This is a genomic window from Citrobacter sp. RHB25-C09 (genome assembly GCF_013836145.1).
Taxonomy (GTDB): domain Bacteria; phylum Pseudomonadota; class Gammaproteobacteria; order Enterobacterales; family Enterobacteriaceae; genus Citrobacter_A.
This window is the reverse complement of record NZ_CP057483.1, coordinates 2,158,492-2,177,241: the sequence shown is the minus strand read 5'-3', so window position 1 is coordinate 2,177,241 and position 18,750 is coordinate 2,158,492. Positions and strand designations below refer to the sequence as shown.

At 53.6% G+C, this 18,750-nt stretch carries 14 protein-coding genes and 1 pseudogene; 5 read left to right on the top strand and 10 right to left on the bottom strand.

Annotation, left to right across the window (positions count from 1 at the left end):
- Positions 1-25: 25 nt before the first annotated feature.
- The gene (gene pqqU / locus HVY19_RS10135) at positions 26-2,146 is read right to left on the bottom strand and encodes a TonB-dependent receptor PqqU (protein ID WP_181684171.1); all 2,121 of its coding nucleotides are present in this window, start codon (positions 2,144-2,146) and stop codon (positions 26-28) included.
- Positions 2,147-2,410: 264 nt separating this feature from the next.
- Between pqqU and HVY19_RS10130 the strand changes: the two genes are divergently transcribed.
- The 3 genes and pseudogenes from HVY19_RS10130 (at position 2,411) to pptA (ending at position 4,440) form a co-directional block, all read left to right on the top strand.
- On the top strand, positions 2,411-3,472 hold the full coding sequence (locus HVY19_RS10130) for a YncE family protein (protein ID WP_181684170.1): 1,062 nt from the start codon (positions 2,411-2,413) through the stop codon (positions 3,470-3,472).
- A 98-nt stretch (positions 3,473-3,570) separates the two neighbouring features.
- A pseudogene (locus HVY19_RS10125) lies at positions 3,571-4,189 on the top strand (glutathione S-transferase family protein).
- A gap of 23 nt (positions 4,190-4,212) precedes the next feature.
- Complete coding sequence (pptA, locus tag HVY19_RS10120; RefSeq protein WP_181684169.1) at positions 4,213-4,440, top strand: tautomerase PptA; 228 nt, start codon at positions 4,213-4,215, stop codon at positions 4,438-4,440.
- A gap of 21 nt (positions 4,441-4,461) precedes the next feature.
- On the opposite strand, the gene HVY19_RS10115 is transcribed toward pptA, so the two are convergent.
- Complete coding sequence (locus tag HVY19_RS10115; RefSeq protein WP_181684168.1) at positions 4,462-5,031, bottom strand: flavin reductase family protein; 570 nt, start codon at positions 5,029-5,031, stop codon at positions 4,462-4,464.
- Positions 5,032-5,165: 134 nt separating this feature from the next.
- On the opposite strand from HVY19_RS10115, the gene nhoA reads away from it, so the two are divergent.
- On the top strand, positions 5,166-6,011 hold the full coding sequence (nhoA, locus tag HVY19_RS10110; protein WP_181684167.1) for an N-hydroxyarylamine O-acetyltransferase: 846 nt from the start codon (positions 5,166-5,168) through the stop codon (positions 6,009-6,011).
- A gap of 97 nt (positions 6,012-6,108) precedes the next feature.
- Here nhoA and HVY19_RS10105 read toward each other — a convergent pair whose 3' ends face one another.
- Positions 6,109-8,799 (bottom strand): autotransporter outer membrane beta-barrel domain-containing protein, encoded by a 2,691-nt coding sequence (locus HVY19_RS10105; RefSeq protein ID WP_249419105.1) that lies wholly within the window; start codon positions 8,797-8,799, stop codon positions 6,109-6,111.
- Here HVY19_RS10105 and HVY19_RS20760 point away from each other — a divergent pair.
- Positions 8,798-9,178 carry a hypothetical protein gene (locus tag HVY19_RS20760; protein ID WP_249419104.1) on the top strand — a complete coding sequence of 127 codons (381 nt, stop codon included), beginning with the start codon at positions 8,798-8,800 and terminating at the stop codon, positions 9,176-9,178. The genes HVY19_RS10105 and HVY19_RS20760 overlap by 2 nt on opposite strands.
- A 163-nt stretch (positions 9,179-9,341) precedes the next feature.
- On the opposite strand, the gene HVY19_RS10100 is transcribed toward HVY19_RS20760, so the two are convergent.
- The 7 genes from HVY19_RS10100 to HVY19_RS10070 all read right to left on the bottom strand — a co-directional run bounded on the left by HVY19_RS10100 (position 9,342) and on the right by HVY19_RS10070 (position 18,615).
- A complete protein-coding gene (locus HVY19_RS10100) occupies positions 9,342-10,235 on the bottom strand; it encodes a PhzF family isomerase (protein ID WP_181684165.1) in 894 nt (297 codons plus the stop codon).
- Between the two features lie 133 nt (positions 10,236-10,368).
- Entirely contained in the window at positions 10,369-10,440 is a 72-nt protein-coding gene (locus HVY19_RS20755) for a hypothetical protein (RefSeq protein ID WP_249419113.1), read from the bottom strand.
- A gap of 37 nt (positions 10,441-10,477) precedes the next feature.
- Complete coding sequence (narI, locus tag HVY19_RS10090) at positions 10,478-11,176, bottom strand: respiratory nitrate reductase subunit gamma (protein ID WP_181684164.1); 699 nt, start codon at positions 11,174-11,176, stop codon at positions 10,478-10,480.
- Positions 11,173-11,868, bottom strand: a complete 696-nt coding sequence (gene narW, locus HVY19_RS10085; protein WP_181684163.1) for a nitrate reductase molybdenum cofactor assembly chaperone — start codon at positions 11,866-11,868, stop codon at positions 11,173-11,175. Before narW ends, narI begins: the two co-directional genes overlap by 4 nt.
- Positions 11,868-13,412 carry a nitrate reductase subunit beta gene (gene narH / locus HVY19_RS10080; RefSeq protein WP_181684162.1) on the bottom strand — a complete coding sequence of 515 codons (1,545 nt, stop codon included), beginning with the start codon at positions 13,410-13,412 and terminating at the stop codon, positions 11,868-11,870. The genes narW and narH overlap by 1 nt, the downstream gene beginning before the upstream one ends.
- Positions 13,409-17,149 carry a nitrate reductase subunit alpha gene (locus HVY19_RS10075; protein ID WP_181684161.1) on the bottom strand — a complete coding sequence of 1,247 codons (3,741 nt, stop codon included), beginning with the start codon at positions 17,147-17,149 and terminating at the stop codon, positions 13,409-13,411. Before HVY19_RS10075 ends, narH begins: the two co-directional genes overlap by 4 nt.
- Before the next feature lie 77 nt (positions 17,150-17,226).
- Positions 17,227-18,615 carry a NarK family nitrate/nitrite MFS transporter gene (locus HVY19_RS10070; RefSeq protein WP_181684160.1) on the bottom strand — a complete coding sequence of 463 codons (1,389 nt, stop codon included), beginning with the start codon at positions 18,613-18,615 and terminating at the stop codon, positions 17,227-17,229.
- Positions 18,616-18,750 lie beyond the last annotated feature (135 nt).

The following is an 18,750-nucleotide window of genomic DNA, read 5'->3' as shown; positions in this document are numbered from 1 at the left end:
TCCCCGCTATTTAACACAATAGTCGCTATTCAAAGCGCCACGCGATATTGACGCCAACGCCGAAATTTCGTCCTGGCGCGGGTTCGTAATAGCGACCATTCGATTCATTCACAATGACCGAACCGACATACTCTTTATCCAGTAAATTGTCGACGCGTCCGAACACATCCACCGTCAGGCTGTTGTAATTGAACTTATAGCCGGTATTCAACCCGACGACGGTCCAGGACGGTGCTTTTGCTGTATTCTCATCATCTGCCATGATGTCGCCCATATAGCGCGCGTCTGCACCGGCGTACCAGCCTTCTTGTGGAACATAGCCGACGGAAACAAATCCCATATTACGGGCGATACCTGGCATCCGGTTGCCATTGCAGTTCTGATCGCCACAAACATTACTGCGATAGGTGGCATCCAGCCAGGTCCATGAGGCATTGACCCGCCAGTCTCCAGCGAAGCGCTGGTCCCAGGCAAGCTCTGCACCCTGGCGGCGGGTTTTGCCGGCGTTTTTATAGGTTGTGCGGCCACCGCTGCTGGAATCAACCACCAGTTCATTATCGGTGTTGGTCTGGAACAGCGCCGCCGTCAGCAGGCCATCACCAACGCGGGTTTTGCTACCGAGTTCTACTGTGTCGTTAGTCGAGGGTTTGAGATCGAAATTCATCCCGCTTTGCCCATCGGCGCGGTAGGAAAGCTCGTTGATCGTCGGGGTTTCAAAACCTCGTCCAGCGGCCACGTACACATTCCAGGCGTCGGTGACGGCGTACTTGAGCGATCCCGCAGGTAGCCATTTATGATAGCTGGCGTCACCGCTGTCATCCCCGTTACCAGGGGTCACATAGCGATCGTTGGAATCAAACCAGACCGAACTGTAGCGCACCCCGGCATCGAGCGAGAGCTTATCTGTAAGCTGCCACTGGGTTTGCAGGTAGGGATCGGCATTCCACATCAGGTTGCGCTCATTGCGGCGCAGTTCGCCTTTTTGTCCATATTCTGGCTCGCCGCCTGTCAGACGGTAGTTGTTATAACCCTTGCGGTTCTCGCTCATGTTTTCATAGCTAAAACCGGTAGTGAAGTTCACGGGAACGCCGAGTTCTCCTTGATGCGTCCAGCGGCTGTCGATGCCCTGAAAATGCCGTTGCAGGGCGATCACGCCGCCGGCATGTGACGGTTTAAGCTGGGGCGCCATTGGAATCGATTGGTACTGGGTTGTCTCGCGTTCACCGGCATACATCATCACGCTCATTTCATCCTGCGCGCTAAGTTGACGCTCATAGTGCAAGCCGGCCTGCGTTTGATTGATGGTTTTGCGGGTGTCGTATTGTTCGGCGCGCGGAGACTGCTGCGGGTTGGCGCGCCATTCGGCTTCGGTCAAACCGCCAGGGTCGTCGGCGTTTATATCCACGCTGTTGAAAACCAGGCTCAGTTTGCTGGCATCGTCCAGCCGAACGCCCAGCTTCGCGTTCGCCAGGTTTTTCTGCGTGCCGCTGTGGTCGCGATAGCCGTGCGTGGTGAAGCGGGTGGTGGAAACCGTGTAATCCACATCGCCTGCGTGCGTGCCGTCACCTATCGCACCAGTGGCTTTAAGGCCGTAGCGCCAGGTTCCGAAACTGCCGTAGTAGCTGCTCGCTTCAATGGTGGGAGGCTGTTGTCCGGTTTCGGTCGTGACATTTATCACACCGCCAGAGGCATTCCCATACAGGGCAGAGAACGGGCCGCGAAGGATTTCAACATTCTGCACACTACTGAGATCGATATTGGATGTCTGACCCTGACCGTCCGGCATCGTCGCCGGGATACCGTCAACATAGAGACGAATCCCACGCACGCCATAGGTGGAACGAGAACCAAAGCCGCGAATGGAAAGTTGGAGATCCTGCGCGTAGTTCTGGCGGTTTTGTACCTGCAAACCAGGCACCCGGTTGAGTGATTCAGACAAATTAATGCGCGGCGCAGCCAGACGTATATCCTCACCGTTGACAACGCTGACCGCAGCGGGCGTATCCAGTTCGGATACCGTCAATGGCGAGGCGCTGACGATCAGGGTTGGTTCTTCAGTCGCGTTTTCAGCAAAGACTGAAGGAGAGAAGATAAGCGGAATGAGCAATGCGGGAAAAACGGTTTGTTGGGCGGAAATAATCTTCATGAAAAAGGCCAGTTAGAGATGAGCGTACCCATAGGTATGTGACCGATATGTTAATTCATATGTAAATCTATGAAAAATTTAACGGCACAATGCGTTAAGAATTGTGGAGGAAATTAAAAAATTGTAGCCAGGATGCGAAGAAGTGCTCCACTTTATGATGAATAATGATTACCATTCCCATTTATAAACAGAGTGAAACCATGATTTTGCTCATCGAAGCCTTGTGAAGCAGCAAACTATATTTTCGTATCAAAGGGAGTCGTCATGCATTTTCGTCATCTGTTTTCGCCGCGTCTGCGGAGTTCTGTGCTGTTAGGTTCACTGCTCATCGCTTCTTCTTTTAACGTCCAGGCGGCAGAAGAGTTACTGCGTAAAGGCGTGGGTAAAGGAGCCTACGAAATGGCCTACAGCCAGCAGGAAAATGCGCTGTGGCTTGCCACCTCACAAAGCCGCAAGCTGGATAAAGGTGGGATTATCTACCGTTTGGATCCCGTTACGCTGGAAGTCACTCAAACCATCCATAACGATCTGAAGCCGTTTGGCGCAACCCTCAATACTGCAACCCAGACGCTGTGGATTGGCAATACTGTGAACAGCGCGGTGACGGCCATTGATGCGAAAACCAGTGAAGTGAAAGGGCGCGTCGTTCTTGACGCCCGTAAGCGTTCTGAAGACGTGCGCCCACTGCAGCCACGTCAACTGGTCGCCGATGAAGCCACGAATACGGTTTACATTACTGGTATCGGTAAAGAGAGCGTGATTTGGGTAATCGACGGCGAAAAAATTGCCCTGAAAAACACCATCCAGAACACCGGCAAGATGAGCACGGGTCTGGCGATCGACAGCAAAGCTAAGCGTCTGTATACCACCAATGCAGACGGCGAATTTATCACCATCGACACAACAACCAACAAAATCCTTAGCCGCAAAAAGCTGATGGATGACGATAAAGAGCACTTCTTTATCAACCTGAGCCTCGATACCGCCGGGCATCGCGCGTTTGTAACCGATTCAAAAGCTGCTGAAGTGCTGGTCGTTGACACCCGTGACGGCAACGTACTGGCAAAAGTCGCTGCGCCTGAATCACTGGCCGTGCTGTTTAACCCGGCGCGTAACGAAGCCTATGTGACGCATCGTCAGGCGGGCAAGGTCAGCGTGATTGACGCAAAAAACTACAAGGTGGTGAAAACGATTGATACCCCTACCTACCCGAACAGCCTGGCACTCTCTGCCGATGGCAAAACCCTTTACGTTAGCGTGAAGCAAAAATCCACGCGCGAACAGGAAGCCACGCAACCCGATGATGTGATTCGCATCGCGCTGTAATTTAAGGGCCAACGTAATGACCCGTTGGCCTGCTGAAATCTTCCCCCACGCATGACAGGCTGCTCTACACTTACTGTTTTGAGGTTGGGGGAGGAAGCATGATAAAGATTTATGGCGCACCCGGCTGGGGATCGACAATCAGTGAATTAATGCTGACGCTGGCAGAAATTCCTTACCGGTTTGTTGATGTCAGCGGTTTTGATCGTGAAGGGCCGCAGCGCGATCTCCTGCTAAAAATGAATCCTTTATGTCAGGTTCCCACGTTGACGCTGGAAAACGGTGAGGTGATGACCGAAACCGCGGCCATTGCGCTAATGGTTCTTGACCGACGTCCCGATCTTGCTCCGCCCGTTGGACGCACGGAGCGCCAACATGTTTCAGCGTCTGCTTGTCTGGTTGGTGGCGAACGTTTACCCGACGTATACCTATGCCGACTACCCGGAACGCTGGGCGCCAGACGCGCCGGAACAGTTGAAAAAAAACTGCATCGAATACCGCAAATCGCTCTTTCTGTGGCTCAACGATCAGCTCAGTGCGGAACCCTGGGCGTTTGGTGAACAGTTAACCCTGATAGACTGTTATCTCTGCGCGATGCGCACCTGGGGGCCTGGCTCGGACTGGTTTCAGGAAAATACCCCTAACATCAGCGCTATTGCCGACGCCGTTTGTCAGTTACCCGCGCTGCGCAGTGTGCTAAAAAATAATGGCATTATCTAACCCTTTCAAAACAGGAACCCGCTATGCCGCATGTTGATATCAAATGTTTTCCCCGCGCTCTGAATGAAAACGAGAAGGCGGCGCTGGCCGCAGAAATTACCGACGTGATTATTCGTCATTTGAAGAGTAAAGAGCGTTCGGTGAGCGTGGCGCTGACGGAGATCCCGGAGCAGGAGTGGCAGGGCGTTTGGGATACTGAAATTGCCCCGCACATGGAAACGCTGATAAAAAAACCGGGCTACAGCATGTGAAAAGACTTCAAACAAATGCGCTTACCCAGCGGTTATCCGTCTGCCGCTGGTGACAAAGGTACCCGCGCCGAGGTGGTGAAGCGTGTTGAGTTTGTCATCGTCAAATAACCAGCGACCATTCTCAAAAACCCGGGGATCGGCGGCAGCGGCAACCACTTCGCCAAATAAGGTGTCGTATTTCTCCTGCGCTGCCGTTGCAGGCAAAAGGCGGCATTCCATCCATGCAAGGCATTTTTCTTCGACCAGCGGAAGCCCCAGAACGGGACCGTTAACCACCGGAATACCATAGCAATTGAATTTATCTTCCTCGCGACCCGAAACGCTACCCACTGCCCAGGTCCAGTTTGTTGCGGCGACGCCGGGGATCACAATGCCAAATATTCCGCTGTGTTCGATTAACTCACGGGTCCAGGTGGTTTTATCCACCACAATCGCAATACGCGGCGGTTCAAACTCAACGGGCATTGACCACGCCGCCGCCATCACATTGCGCCTGCCGCTCATGTCATCCCGGCTGGTGATCAGCACCGTTGGACCGTGGTTGAGCAAACGGCTGGCATGTTTTAATTCAACGGGATGGAATCGATTCATAAGATGGCCTCATCGTGTGTATTCCAAGTATTAATGAAAACGCGCGATGTGCCACTCCAGAAAGAAGTGTGCCTCACTCTCTGAGGCATCGTTTATACTCGGCTAATCAATTAAGAGATACTGATGGAATTTTGATGACTCCTGTCCTGAATGCTTATTTTGCTCGTCTGAACTGGTCCGGGCGTGCCGAAGTGAATATTGAGACGCTGCGGGCGCTGCATTTGCTGCATAACTGCACGATCCCGTTCGAAAACCTGGACGTTTTACTGCCGCGCGAAATGCACCTGGACGATCGCTCGCTTGAGGATAAACTCATTTCGGCGTGTCGCGGGGGCTACTGCTTTGAGCAAAACGGCGTCTTTGAACGCGTGCTGCGGGAGCTGGGGTTTAGCGTTCGTAGTCTCCTGGGCCGCGTGGTGTTATCGAATCCACCAACCTTACCGCCGCGCACGCATCGTTTGTTGCTGGTTGAACTGGAAGACGAACAGTGGATAGCGGATGTGGGTTTTGGCGGTCAGACGCTCACCGCGCCGATTCGTTTACAGGCCGATATTGTTCAGCAGACGCCGCACGGTGAGTATCGTTTGCTGCAAGAGGAAAACGACTGGATCCTGCAGTTTCGCCATCATGAACACTGGCAGTCGATGTATCGCTTCGATCTGGTGATGCAGCATCAAAGCGACTATGTGATAGGTAATTTTTGGTCGGCGCACTGGCCACAGTCTCACTTTCGCCACCATCTGCTGATGTGCCGCCATTTACCTGACGGCGGCAAACTGACGTTGACCAATTTTCATTTTACCCATTATGAAAATGGCGGGGCGGTTGAGCAGGTAAATCTGCCGGACGTCGCGTCGCTGTACGCGGTGATCCAGTCGCGTTTTGGGCTTGGCGTGACGGACGCAAAGCATGGTTTTACGGAAGCTGAGCTGGCAAGGGTGATGGCGGCATTTGATACGCACCCGGAGGCAGGAAAGTAGCATAAGTGCCGGATGGCGACGCTACGCGTCTTATCCGGCCTACGGGCTCGTGCCGTTGTAGGCCGGGTAAGGCGAAGCCGCCACCCGGCATTACGCATCAGAACGCGACTTTCACACCTAACATCGCAGAGGTATCGCTGTAACCTTTGTCACCAACCTGCTGCGCCACGTTACCCCACAGGGCGACGTTCTTCGTCAGTTGGCCTTCAACGCCGGCTTTCAGTTCACCAATGTTACGGGTGCCGTCCAGATCGACATTCTCACCGTTCATCGAGACACCGAAGTCTTTGGTGTTGTGGATCCAGTTCGCTTCCACAAACGGCTGGAAGGTGCGGTCTTTACCGTCGTCCAGTTTATTGTGGCCCTGGCCGTACAGACGCACGCCCAGACGGGTCTGGATGTTGCCGTCGCCTTTCCCTTCAACGCGGGTGCCGTTGGTTTCTTTGTGATCGTCTGCCTTCACGCCCATCCAGGTGACCTGCGCTTTAGGCTGGATATACAGCGCGTTACGCTCGCTGATGTCCGCCAGTTTCCAGGTGTAGCCGGATTCCACTGACGCGGTGAAACCTTTAGAGTCGTACTCTTCAGACTCCATGCCACGACCGGAAACGGAGTTATCGAACCAGCCATACTGCGCCCAGGTATCAACGTACGCGCCTTCATGGGTTTCGTTGTCCTGCAGCCAGGTGCCGTACAGACCGACGCTGTAACCGCTGATGCTGCCGTCGGCACGGTTACCGTTACGCTGGTTTTCCGCGCGGGCTTTCTGGTTGGCATAACCGGCCATCAGGCCGAGGTGGAAACGGTCCGCGTTGTCAGAAGACCACTGCGCGATATCACCACCGAGTTGCATCACATAACGGTTCGCCTGCATCTCCAGTTGACCGCTGCTGTCTTTCTGGCGGGTATGACCGCCGACGTTGCGCAGCCACATACTGGTGACCGCTTTCTCGCCGGTCAGTGCATCCACGTAGTGGGTTTCGCCCAGACGATCCTGCAAACGGGTATTGAACAGAGTGTTGGCGGCCTGCAGGTTCATGCCGTACAGACCGGCTTCCGGACGAATGGCGGAATCAACCGGGGTTTGTGGGTCGTTAGGGTCCTGGAAGGCTGGATCCGTACCGGGCAGCGCGTTGCTCAGATACCAGTTTTTCGCATTCTGGTCTTCACCCCGTTGCAGGGTGTAGTCATAAGCCCCGGCCACGATACGGCCATCTTGTTTAAACTCGCCTTCAGAGTTGCCTTCAACCGTAATCAGCTCAATACCATTTATGGTGTAATCACCCGTACCGCCCGCGTTAACCACTTTCACATTCGTTGTGCCGGCGGTGTTTCCCTTGACGATCAGGCGATCGGTAGGTGAAGTGTCATCACCCAGTTGCGTGTTCATAACGATATTGCCGTTGTTGCCCACATAATCGTCATTCACCGTCAGGGTTTTGAAGGTAGGGGCTTGACGCGTCAGCGTGCGAGCCTCTGCGTTACCGGGCAGATAGTTCAGCGTCGCGTCTTGTAATGACAGTGTCGTAACGGTGGAATCGCCAACCATATCCCACTGACTGTTGCTGCCGTTCAGCGCGATATTAATGGCACCCTGTTCCTCAATGACCGTATCGCCGTAAATGTAAGAGTTGTCGCCAGAAATGATATTAATCGCGTGATCGCCCTTGACTTGCATTCTGCCCCAGGCAACCAGTTTGTTGTTTTGCGTGATATCTGTTGAACCCCAGCGACCATAGATGGAATAAAGGGTACCGGCAACGGAGTCATACGCATTCTTGTCACCCAGAGTGACATCGCCTGTAAAGAGGGCATCGGCCTGATAAAGCATGTAAGCATCTTTACCGCCTTCAGAGGTGATACGAATGTTACCGACGACAGTATCCGCGTCCCAGTTGAACCGATCGTCTCCCTCCGTGACGTTTGCACTAAAGAAGCCCCAAAGCGAAGCCTTATCATTGCCTGATAATTTAATGGTGGCGTCCTTAATACGCACCTTCGCCGTCCCGCTGGGGTTATTGTCCCATAAATAGATCCCACGAACGATATCGTTACCTGCAGCATCAATATTAATTCTGTTGATGTTGAGCTCAGTAGGACCACCGCTGCCGCCGAGGTACAAAACGCCATCCGAATAACCCTTCTCGGTAGTGCTTCGCGTTTTGATATTGACATCATTAAAGGTACGCTTACCGGTTTGAACAGAGTTTGGGATCGGATCAAACATCAGAATAGCCGTGACGTCCGCATATCGTTCGGTGGAATTGCTGGTTAACTGAATATCAGTATGACCTGCAATTTCGAGATCGGTATAAGTACGAATACCTTCCAGATAATATGACGGTGAGACAATATTAATGGCGGCGTCACCGGTAATATTAACCTTACCGCCCCAAAGTGACATGCCGGCATCGGTTGTGTCTTCGGTGTCTGTACTTGGACGGGCGAATGCAATGTCGATGTTCTCAGCATTTAACACGCCGCCGGAACCCGCACTAATGCCGCCGCCTCTGATTGTTGTCAGGCCTTTAAGATCGGCTTGTGCATTTTCACCGACATAAAGTAAATCCGCTTCATAATCATCATTCACGTTATTGAATGTGAGGTTTTCAGCCGTTAGTTTGCCGGTTCCATACAGGCCAATGCCGTCTGCAGAATCATACGTCTCGTCCGTTAGTGGGTTGAAATTAAGGGTAAAGTGGTTTCCCAGATTCAACTCGCCAGCCTTCAGATAGGCGAACCAGACGTTTTCTGAGCCGGCGGTGTTAACCACACCGGCGCTGTTCATGGTGACATTATCGTCAAAATTAACGCGACCATCAGCGACGCTAATATCAATTCGTCCAACCTCATCTCCATTATGGATAGATACCGTCCGTGCATCACTGGCAGTATTACTATCGATAATGTATTTGACGGGTGCAGAATGGGAGGTGAATGTTGTTGTTGCTAATAATACGCTTAATACTAGTGCGATTTTATTAGGTTTCAAACCTAATGATATAGCTTGTATATTCATAATAATATATGTTTACCGTTTGGTGACTATTTGCGAAAGCATTAATTTCAACGCTTTTTATTATCTCTTGCCTGGAGTGAGAAATGATAAAAGAACATTCTGTTGCTGTGGCAATAGAATGGCAAATGAAAAAATATTAATTATCTGAAGAGGCACACGCAGGGAGGGAACAGCGGCAGTAATATAAATGCTAAGTTTAGGGAGGGGGCCAAATATAGTTATTTAAGGAAAAAATTTAAGATCTTAAATGAGAACAGTAATCGATAATAAAGACAAAAAGCCCAACAGCGAGAGCAGTGTTGGGCTACAAATTAAAATGCTATCGCCCACTCAGCGTGAAACAAAATCACCGCGTTGCCGGTAATTGTCACTTTTTCGGGTTGGTTGTCGCGGATCGCCACGTCGATTTCAACGATGCCATCTCGCCCCAGCGCGCGCCCCTGATGTCCTTTCACATGCAAGGTTTTTCCGTCATGGGGCAGTAGATTGTGATGCACCAACCAGGCCCCCATTGGACCATTCGCATTACCAGTCACCGGATCTTCAATAATGCCGATTGCAGGTGAAAACATGCGTCCATCGGTTTCGTTTTTTCCTGGACGGATCTGGAACGGGAAGAATCCATTGCAACCAATCCGCGCGCTGATAGCGCAAAGCGCATCAAGATCCGGGGCAAGGGCGTCAATATCCACCGAAGGCTTCAGCGGGATCATGACCTTTGAATGTCCGGTTGAGGCGACCTGAATCGGCAATCCGGGCAGCATATCGCCTTCTGTTAATCGCAGCGCACGGATGATTTCTGCCCGCGTTTCACCTTCCAGAGGCGGCTCAAAAGAGGGAACGCCTTGTTCCAGCGAAATACGATAATCATTCTCCGAATGACGGATCTCCACCCGATGACGCCCCGCCAGCGAGGTCTGCCAGACGGTAGTGTTTCCCAGCCCCAGTACCGTCGAGCGAACATAGTGCGCTGCAACGGTGGCGTGTCCGCAGATCGGGACTTCGACCGTAGGCGTAAAATAGCGGATGCGGACATCGCTGTCGTCGCTTTGCAGCAAAAATGCGGTTTCAGAGTGGCGTAGTTCGCGGGCAATAAGCTGCATCTGCGCTTCACTCAGGCTGTCTGCATGTAAAACGACGCCAGCGGAGTTGCCACGGAAGGGGGTTTTAGTGAAGGCATCGACGTGGTAAACCTGTGGTTTCATTAGCGTTCTCCCTGAAGTGGAGACACATCATAACGTGTAAAATGCCGGATGGCGACGCTACGCGTCTTATCCGGCCTACGGGCTTGTGCCGTTGTAGGCCGGGTAAGGCGAAGCCACCACCCGGCATTACGCATCAGAACGCGACTTTCACACCCAGCATTGCAGAGGTATCGCTGTAACCTTTGTCACCAACCTGCTGCGCCACGTTACCCCACAGGGCGACGTTCTTCGTCAGTTGGCCTTCAACGCCGGCTTTCAGTTCGCCAATGGGAACGGACTATCTGATAGCGGCGGGTGAAATACTCGAACGGGGCGCTCCAGACGTGAACCAGACGGGTGAACGGGAAGAGCAGGAAAATCGTCATGCCAAGCACCAGATGGACGCGGAAAACAAACGCCACGCCGGTGAGCATCTCAGACGATCCGCCACGGAAGGTCACAATGCTTTGCGCCCAGCCCACCAGCTTCATCATTTCGCTGCCGTCCGGATATTGTGCCGAAAACGGAATGGTGCTTAACCCCAGCAGGCACTGAATCAGCAGGATGCTCATGATAATGATATCCGGCGTCGTTGACGTTGCACGCACGCGTTGATTGGTCAGGCGACGCCAGAGCAGTCCCGCGCCGCCAATCAGCGTGAGCACACCGCAAACGCCGCCGAGGATCATTGCCATCTGCTGTTTCACCGCAACCGGCAGGAACCAGGCGTACATCCAGTGCGGAGTCAACATACCAAACAGATGACCGAAGAAGATCCCCAGAATGCCGATGTGGAAGAGATTCGACCATACCACCATCCCACGTTTGTCCAGCATCTGGCTGGATGACGCACGCCAGGTATATTGTCCGTAGTCGTAGCGCAACCAACTGCCGAGGAAAAAGACCGTCGCGCAGATGTAGGGGTAGATATCGTAAAAAAAGATGTTCAGGTACTGTATCATTTCGGGCCTCCCGCACTGACGTCAACATACTGCGGCGCAACGTCCTGGCTAAAGCGTCGTTGATATTGCTGCAACGGTGAGCTGTCACAGGCTGTGGCGTTATCTTCGATGAATTTCACCTGTTCCTCTTCCCAGACCGCATCCAGCGCCTGGCGAGTGTCATCGCGCGTCTCTTTATCAACCTGTTGCGTGACACTGTCACTGGAAAGCGGGCTGCCTGCCAGTGCCAGCAGGGCGTCAAAGAGTTGATACCACGGCGTACCGCGCTGTTTCAGGCGACCGCCGAGTAGCGCGAGGATGGGCGCGACATTCAGTAATCCCTCACGCGCTTGCGCCTCCGGCAGTACGCTCAGGTATTCGAGATACAACGGAAGGTGGTCCGGAAGTTCGCGACAGTTGAGCTGGAGGCCGACCTTTTCATATTGTGCCAGCAGGTCGACCATCGCCTGACCGCGATCGCGGGACTCTGCATGGACGTGTTCAAACAGCAGCAGCGAAGTGGCTCTGCCACGGTCAAACACTTCACACCATTCGGCCTGTTTATCCAGCAACGGGGCGTCTAATAGCTCGCGGGTGAATTCCGCGAGCATCGGCGCGTCGTGACGTATCAGAGCAAGCGCATCGTCTTTACATTCCCATAGCAGCTCGTCCGGATATTCCAGCAGCAGGCCAATCACTTTAAGGATTTGCATTATTCGCCCTCCGCCTTATCACGTACTTCGGTGATATTAATGGCGTCGATACGGCTACTGTTAAACAGGTTGAATTTGGTGTCGGAACCATGACAGCCGTCGCCAAAAGTGAAACCGCAGCCGTTGCGTTCCGGGAAGGCGTCGCGCGCCATTTCGCGGTGGCTGGTCGGGATCACAAAGCGATCCTCGTAGTTGGCGATCGCCAGGTAACGATACATATCTTCCACTTGCTCGACGCTTAAGCCGACTTCATCAATCGCGCGGGTGTCGGTTACGCCTTCTACGGTTTGAGAACGCATATAGTGGCGCATGGCCATCATGCGTTTCAGTGCCCGAAGCACCGGACCGGTATCGCCCGCACTGAGCATATTGGCAAGATATTGCACCGGGATCCGCAGACTCTCAATGGCAGGAAGTACGCCTTCGGACTGCGGTAAGCCGCCGGCGTCGGCGTAAGACTGGATCGGTGACAGCGGCGGCACGTACCAGACCATCGGCAGGGTGCGATATTCCGGGTGCAGCGGTAGCGCCAGCTTCCAGTCCATCGCCATTTTGTACACCGGTGAGCGCTGCGCCGCCTCGATGACGTTTTGCGGAATGCCCTGTTTCAGCGCTTCTTCAATCACTGCCGGATCGTTCGGGTTAAGGAATACATCGCACTGACGCTCATAGAGATCGGTTTCGTGTTCGGTGCTCGCCGCTTCTTCAATACGGTCGGCGTCGTACAACAGTACGCCAAGATAGCGAATGCGTCCGACGCAGGTTTCAGAACAGACGGTCGGCTGTCCGGATTCAATTCGCGGATAGCAGAAGATACATTTCTCTGATTTACCGCTTTTCCAGTTGAAGTAAATTTTCTTGTATGGGCAGCCACTGATGCACAAACGCCAGCCGCGGCATTTGTCCTGGTCGATCAGCACAATACCGTCTTCTTCGCGTTTATAGATGGCACCGCTCGGACAGGTGGCGACGCAACTGGGGTTCAGGCAGTGCTCACACAAGCGTGGCAGATACATCATGAACGTGTTTTCAAACTGGCCGTACATCTCCTTTTGGATCTTGTCGAAGTTGCGGTCGCGGGCGCGCTTTTCGAACTCGCCGCCGAGCAACTCTTCCCAGTTTGGCCCCCAGATAATTTTGTCCATTCGCTTGCCGTCAATCAGCGAACGGGGACGGGCGGTAGGCTGATGTTTTCCCTCCGGCGCGCTGTGCAGGTGCTGATAGTCGAAGGTAAACGGCTCATAATAATCATCGATTTGAGGAATGACCGGGTTGGCAAAAATTTTCGTGATCACGCCCATCTTGCCGCCCAGACGCGGTCTTATCTTGCCATTCACGTCGCGAACCCAACCGCCTTGCCACTCTTCCTGATCTTCCCAGTTCTTGGGATAGCCAATTCCCGGCTTGGTTTCGACGTTGTTAAACCACGCGTATTCCATGCCTTCACGTCCCGTCCACACGTTCTTACAGGTGACCGAGCAGGTGTGACAACCAATACACTTATCGAGATTCAGTACCATGCCGACCTGTGAGCGTATTTTCATTTTTTCGCCTCCTGTACCTGATCCCGACCTTCATCATCCAGCCAGTCGATATTCTTCATTTTTCGAATCATGATGAACTCGTCGCGATTCGAGCCGACGGTGCCGTAATAGTTGAAACTCCAGGCCAACTGGGCGTAACCACCGATCATGTGCGTTGGTTTCGGACAGACGCGGGTCACAGAGTTGTGGATACCCCCACGCAGACCAGTGACCTCCGAGCCTGGGATGTTCATGATTCGCTCCTGCGCGTGATACATCATGGTCATGCCGGGCGGTACGCGCTGGCTGACCACCGCTCGGGCGGTGAGTGCGCCGTTAGCGTTAAACGCTTCAATCCAGTCGTTGTCTTCAATGCCAAGTTCTTTCGCATCCGTTTCGCTGATCCAGACAATGGGGCCACCACGGGATAGCGTCAGCATTAACAGGTTCTCGCTGTAGGTGGAGTGGATACCCCATTTCTGATGCGGTGTCAGGAAGTTAAGCGCCTTTTCCGGGAACCCGTTTGGCGGGACGTCGCGCATCTGGGTGACGCTGCGGGTGTCAATGGGCGGACGATAGGCCACAAGACTTTCGCCAAAGGCACGCATCCATTGGTGATCCTGATAGAGCTGCTGGCGACCGGACAGGGTGCGCCAGGGAATTAGCTCATGTACGTTGGTATAACCGGCGTTATAGGAAACATGCTCACTTTCCAGTCCAGACCATGTCGGACTTGAGATTATTTTACGCGGCTGTGCCTGGATATCGCGGAAGCGGATCTTCTCATCTTCCTTGTTCAGCGCGAGGTGGGTATGTTCACGTCCGGTCAGCGCCCCGAGCGCTTCCCAGGCCTTCACCGCCACCTGACCGTTAGTTTCAGGGGCCAGCGCGAGGATCACTTCGGAGGCATCCAGCGCGGTGTCGATCAGCGGGCGGCCTTTCGCCGGGCCTTCACGCTTGGTGTAGTTGAGTTTGCCAAGGAAATCGACCTCCGCCTGGGTATTCCAGGAGATGCCTTTGCCGCCGTTACCCAGCTTATCCATCAACGGCCCGAGGGACGTAAAGCGCTCCCAGGTGGCGGGGTAGTCGCGTTCCACCACGGCGATATTCGGTGCGGTTTTGCCCGGGATGAGATCGCACTCATTTTTACGCCAGTCCTGAATATCAAAGGGTTGCGATAACTCCGCCGGCGAGTCATGCAGCAGCGGTTGCAGCACGACGTCGGTTTCCTGGCCGAGATGGCCGACGCACACTTCAGAAAATACTTTGGCAATGCCCTTGTAGATTTCCCAGTCGCTACGCGATTCCCATGCCGGATCGACCGCCGCTGAAAGCGGATGAATAAACGGATGCATATCCGAGGTGTTCATGTCGTCTTTTTCGTACCAGGTCGCGGTGGGCAGAACAATATCGGAGAACAGACAGGTGCTCGACATACGGAAATCAAGGGTCACCAGCAGGTCAAGCTTGCCCTCAATGGCGGCTGACTGCCACTCAACCTCTTCAGGCTTGATCCCTTCGCTTGAGCCCAGCGCCTCGCCCTGGATGCCGCTTTCAGTACCCAGTAGATATTTGAGCATGTACTCATGGCCTTTGCCGGAAGAACCGAGCAGGTTAGAGCGCCAGACAAACAGGTTGCGCGGGTGATTCTTACCGCTGTCCGGCTGTTCACAGGCAAAACGGATATCGCCTGATTTCAGTGCCTGCGCGGTATAATCCGCCGGGGATAACCCGCTTTTCTCTGCATGGGCTTTAATCGTCAACGGGTTGACATTGAGCTGTGGCGCTGAGGGTAGCCAGCCCATGCGCTCAGCTCGCACGTTGAAATCGATCAAATGTCCGCTGAATTGTGTGGCATCAGCCAGCGGCGAGAGTAACTCCTGCGCGGTCAGCTTTTCATAGCGCCACTGACTGGAGTGATTGTAGAAGAAGGAGGTGCTGTTCATCTGACGTGGCGGACGGTTCCAGTCCAGCGCAAATGCCAGCGGCAGCCAGCCGGTCTGCGGCCGCAGTTTTTCCTGTCCGACATAGTGCGCCCAGCCGCCACCGCTTTGCCCGACACAACCGCAGAACACAAGGATGTTGATCATCCCGCGATAGTTCATGTCCATGTGATACCAGTGGTTGACACCAGCACCGAGGATAATCATCGAACGACCGTGGGTTTTATGCGCGGTATCCGCAAATTCGCGGGCAATCGTAGCGATATGATGACGCGGGACGCCGGTAATTTGCTCTGCCCATGCCGGCGTATAGGCCTTGATTTCCGTATAGTCGGTCGCCGCGTGGGGGTCTTCCAGTCCACGATCGAGACCATAGTTAGCGAGAACCAAATCGTAAACGCTGACCACCGGGCAACGACGTCCATTGGCTAGCGTCAGGTATTTAACCGGAAGTTGGCGCACCAGTATGGGTTCCTGCTTTACGCTGCGGAAATGGGGGTTCTCGTTGCCACCAAAATAGGGGAACGCGACGCCCAGAACATCGTCGTGTTGACCGAGCAGCGAGAGCGACAACTCGGTTTGTGCGCCAGCGGCAAGGGATTCCAGGTTCCATTTGCCTTTTTCGCCCCAGCGAAAGCCAATTGAACCGTTAGGGACCACGAGTTGCCCCGAACTGCTGTAAGCGACAGTTTTCCACTCAGGATTGTTAGTTTCACCAAGACCGTCGAGTAGATCTGAAGCGCGCATCATGCGGCCGGGGGCAAAGCTACCGTCGTCACGGTCATCCAGTAACACCAGCATGGGCATATCGGTATAGCGGCGGCAGTAGTTGAGGAAATAATCGCTGGGGTTATCGAGGTGAAACTCTTTGAGGATGACGTGTCCCATCGCCATTGCCAGGGCACTGTCGGTGCCTTGTTTCGGCGCAAGCCATTGATCGCTGAGCTTAGCAACTTCTGAAAAATCAGGCGTTATAGCGACGGTTTTGGTCCCTTTATAGCGCACTTCAGTGAAGAAGTGGGCGTCAGGTGTGCGCGTCTGTGGCACGTTCGAACCCCAGGCAATGATATAGCTGGAGTTGTACCAGTCGGCGGATTCCGGCACGTCAGTCTGCTCGCCCCAGGTCATTGGCGAGGCGGGCGGTAGGTCGCAGTACCAGTCGTAGAAACTCAGACAGGTGCCGCCGAGCAGCGAAAGATAGCGTGTTCCGGCGGCATAAGACACCATCGACATCGCCGGAATGGGGGAAAACCCCGCCACGCGGTCAGGACCATAGGTCTTTATAGTCCAGACGTTTGCAGCGGCAATCAGTTGATTCAGCTCTTTCCAGTTGGAACGAATGAAACCACCGCGTCCGCGCACTTGTTTGTAGCTCATGCACTTTTGCGGGTCGTTCATGATCGATTCCCATGCCAGCACCGGATCGCTGCACTGAGTCAGCGCTTCACGCCATAATTCAATCAAACGTTTTCGCACCAGCGGATATTTGAGGCGGTTAGCGCTATACAAATACCAGGAGTAACTGGCCCCGCGAGGACAGCCGCGCGGCTCGTGGTTTGGCAAATCCGGCCGCGTTCGCGGGTAGTCGGTCTGCTGGGTTTCCCATGTGACCAGACCGTTCTTCACGTAAATCTTCCAGCTGCAGGAGCCAGTGCAGTTAACCCCGTGAGTCGAGCGGACAATCTTGTCGTACTGCCAGCGTTGACGATAGCTGTCCTCCCAGTCCCGGTTAGTGTGCATGACCTGACCGTGACCATCAGCAAAAGTGTCGCCTTTATCTTTAAAATAGCGGAAGCGATCCAATAGCTTGCTCATGACATTTCTCCTGCTCCGATAAGATTGCCGGATGGCGCTACGCTTGTCCGGCCTACAAAACGGCGATGAATATGTTGTTATTGTTGTTTAGGTTTACGGCGTCCATACACCAGCCAGGTCACCAGCACGCAAACGATGTAAAACACCAGAAAGATTTTCATGGCGCCGACGGGAGAACCGGTCATCGCCAGCGAGGTGCCAAAGGCCTTAGGAATAAAAAAACCGCCAACCGCACCAATAGCGGAAATAAAACCCAGTGCCGCCGCGGTATCAGTAATGGCTTCGCGCTGCGCCTGCTCATCGCTGCCGCCGCGTAGTTTCACCTTATAGATGGTCAACTGTCGGAAGATGACGGCGATCATCTGGAACGTGGAACCGCTGCCCAGGCCTGCCGTCAGGAATAGCCCCATAAACACCAGGTAAAAGGCGATAAAGCTGCCAGAGCCGGAACCTGGCAACGTCAGGAACAACAGCGCGGAGAACAGTGCCATAAAGATGAAATTAATCAGCGTCACCCGCACGCCGCCGAACTTATCGGAGATGACCCCGCCCGCCGAACGCGCCAGCGCGCCGACAAATGGCCCAAAAAATGCCAGTTGCAGGATATTCACATCCGGGAACTGCGTTTTCGCCAGCATGGCAAAACCGGCGGAAAAGCCGATGAAGGAACCAAAAGTTGCCAGATAGAGCAGGCTTAATAGCCAGAGGTGAAAGCGCTTAAGTACCGGAAGCTGAGAGGCGATAGAGGCTCTGGAACTGGCGATGTCGTTGGTACCAAACCAGGCGGCAATCGTCGCAAGCGCCAGCAGAGGCACCCAGAACCAGGCGGCGTTTGCCAGCGAAAGGAGCGAACCATCCGGCTGCGGCACGCCCTGTACACCGAGGAAGGTAAACATCGGCAGGAAGATCACCAATGGAGCAACAAGCTGCATCACGCTAACGCCGAGGTTGCCCAGCCCGCCGTTAACCCCCAACGCGCTGCCTTGCTTCGATTTCGGGAAAAAGAAGCTGATATTTCCCATGCTCGAGGCAAAGTTCGCGCCCGCAAATCCACACAGGAGGGCAATGATGATAAATACCTCGAAAGGGGTGGTTGAATTTTGCACGGCAAACCCAAGCCAGACGCAAGGAATGATAAGGATTGCTGTGCTAAATACCGTCCAGCGACGCCCTCCAAATAAAGGCACCATAAAGGAGTAGGGAACGCGTAATATTGCACCAGAAAGAGAAGGCAGCGCAGTTAATAAAAAAAGCTGGTCGGTTGTGAAATTAAAACCAATTTTATTCAGATTGACGGCGACGGCGCTAAACAGCATCCAGACGCAGAACGCGAGGAGCAGGCAAGCGACTGAGATGCAAAGGTTTCTCCTGGCAATGTGCTTTCCTTTATTTTCCCAAAACGCCGGATTTTCCGGCTTCCAGTTGCTCAAAAGGTAACGATTATTTTTCTCATTTTGTTGTGCCATATTGTCCTCACATGCACACGGGGATCATGAAAAAAAGGAAGTCATAGCGGCAAAATGAATTACGCCGTTTCAGGAATAATTAGAAATCTTTATTAATAATGAATGAAAGGATAGATAAAAAAGCGCATCCGGGCG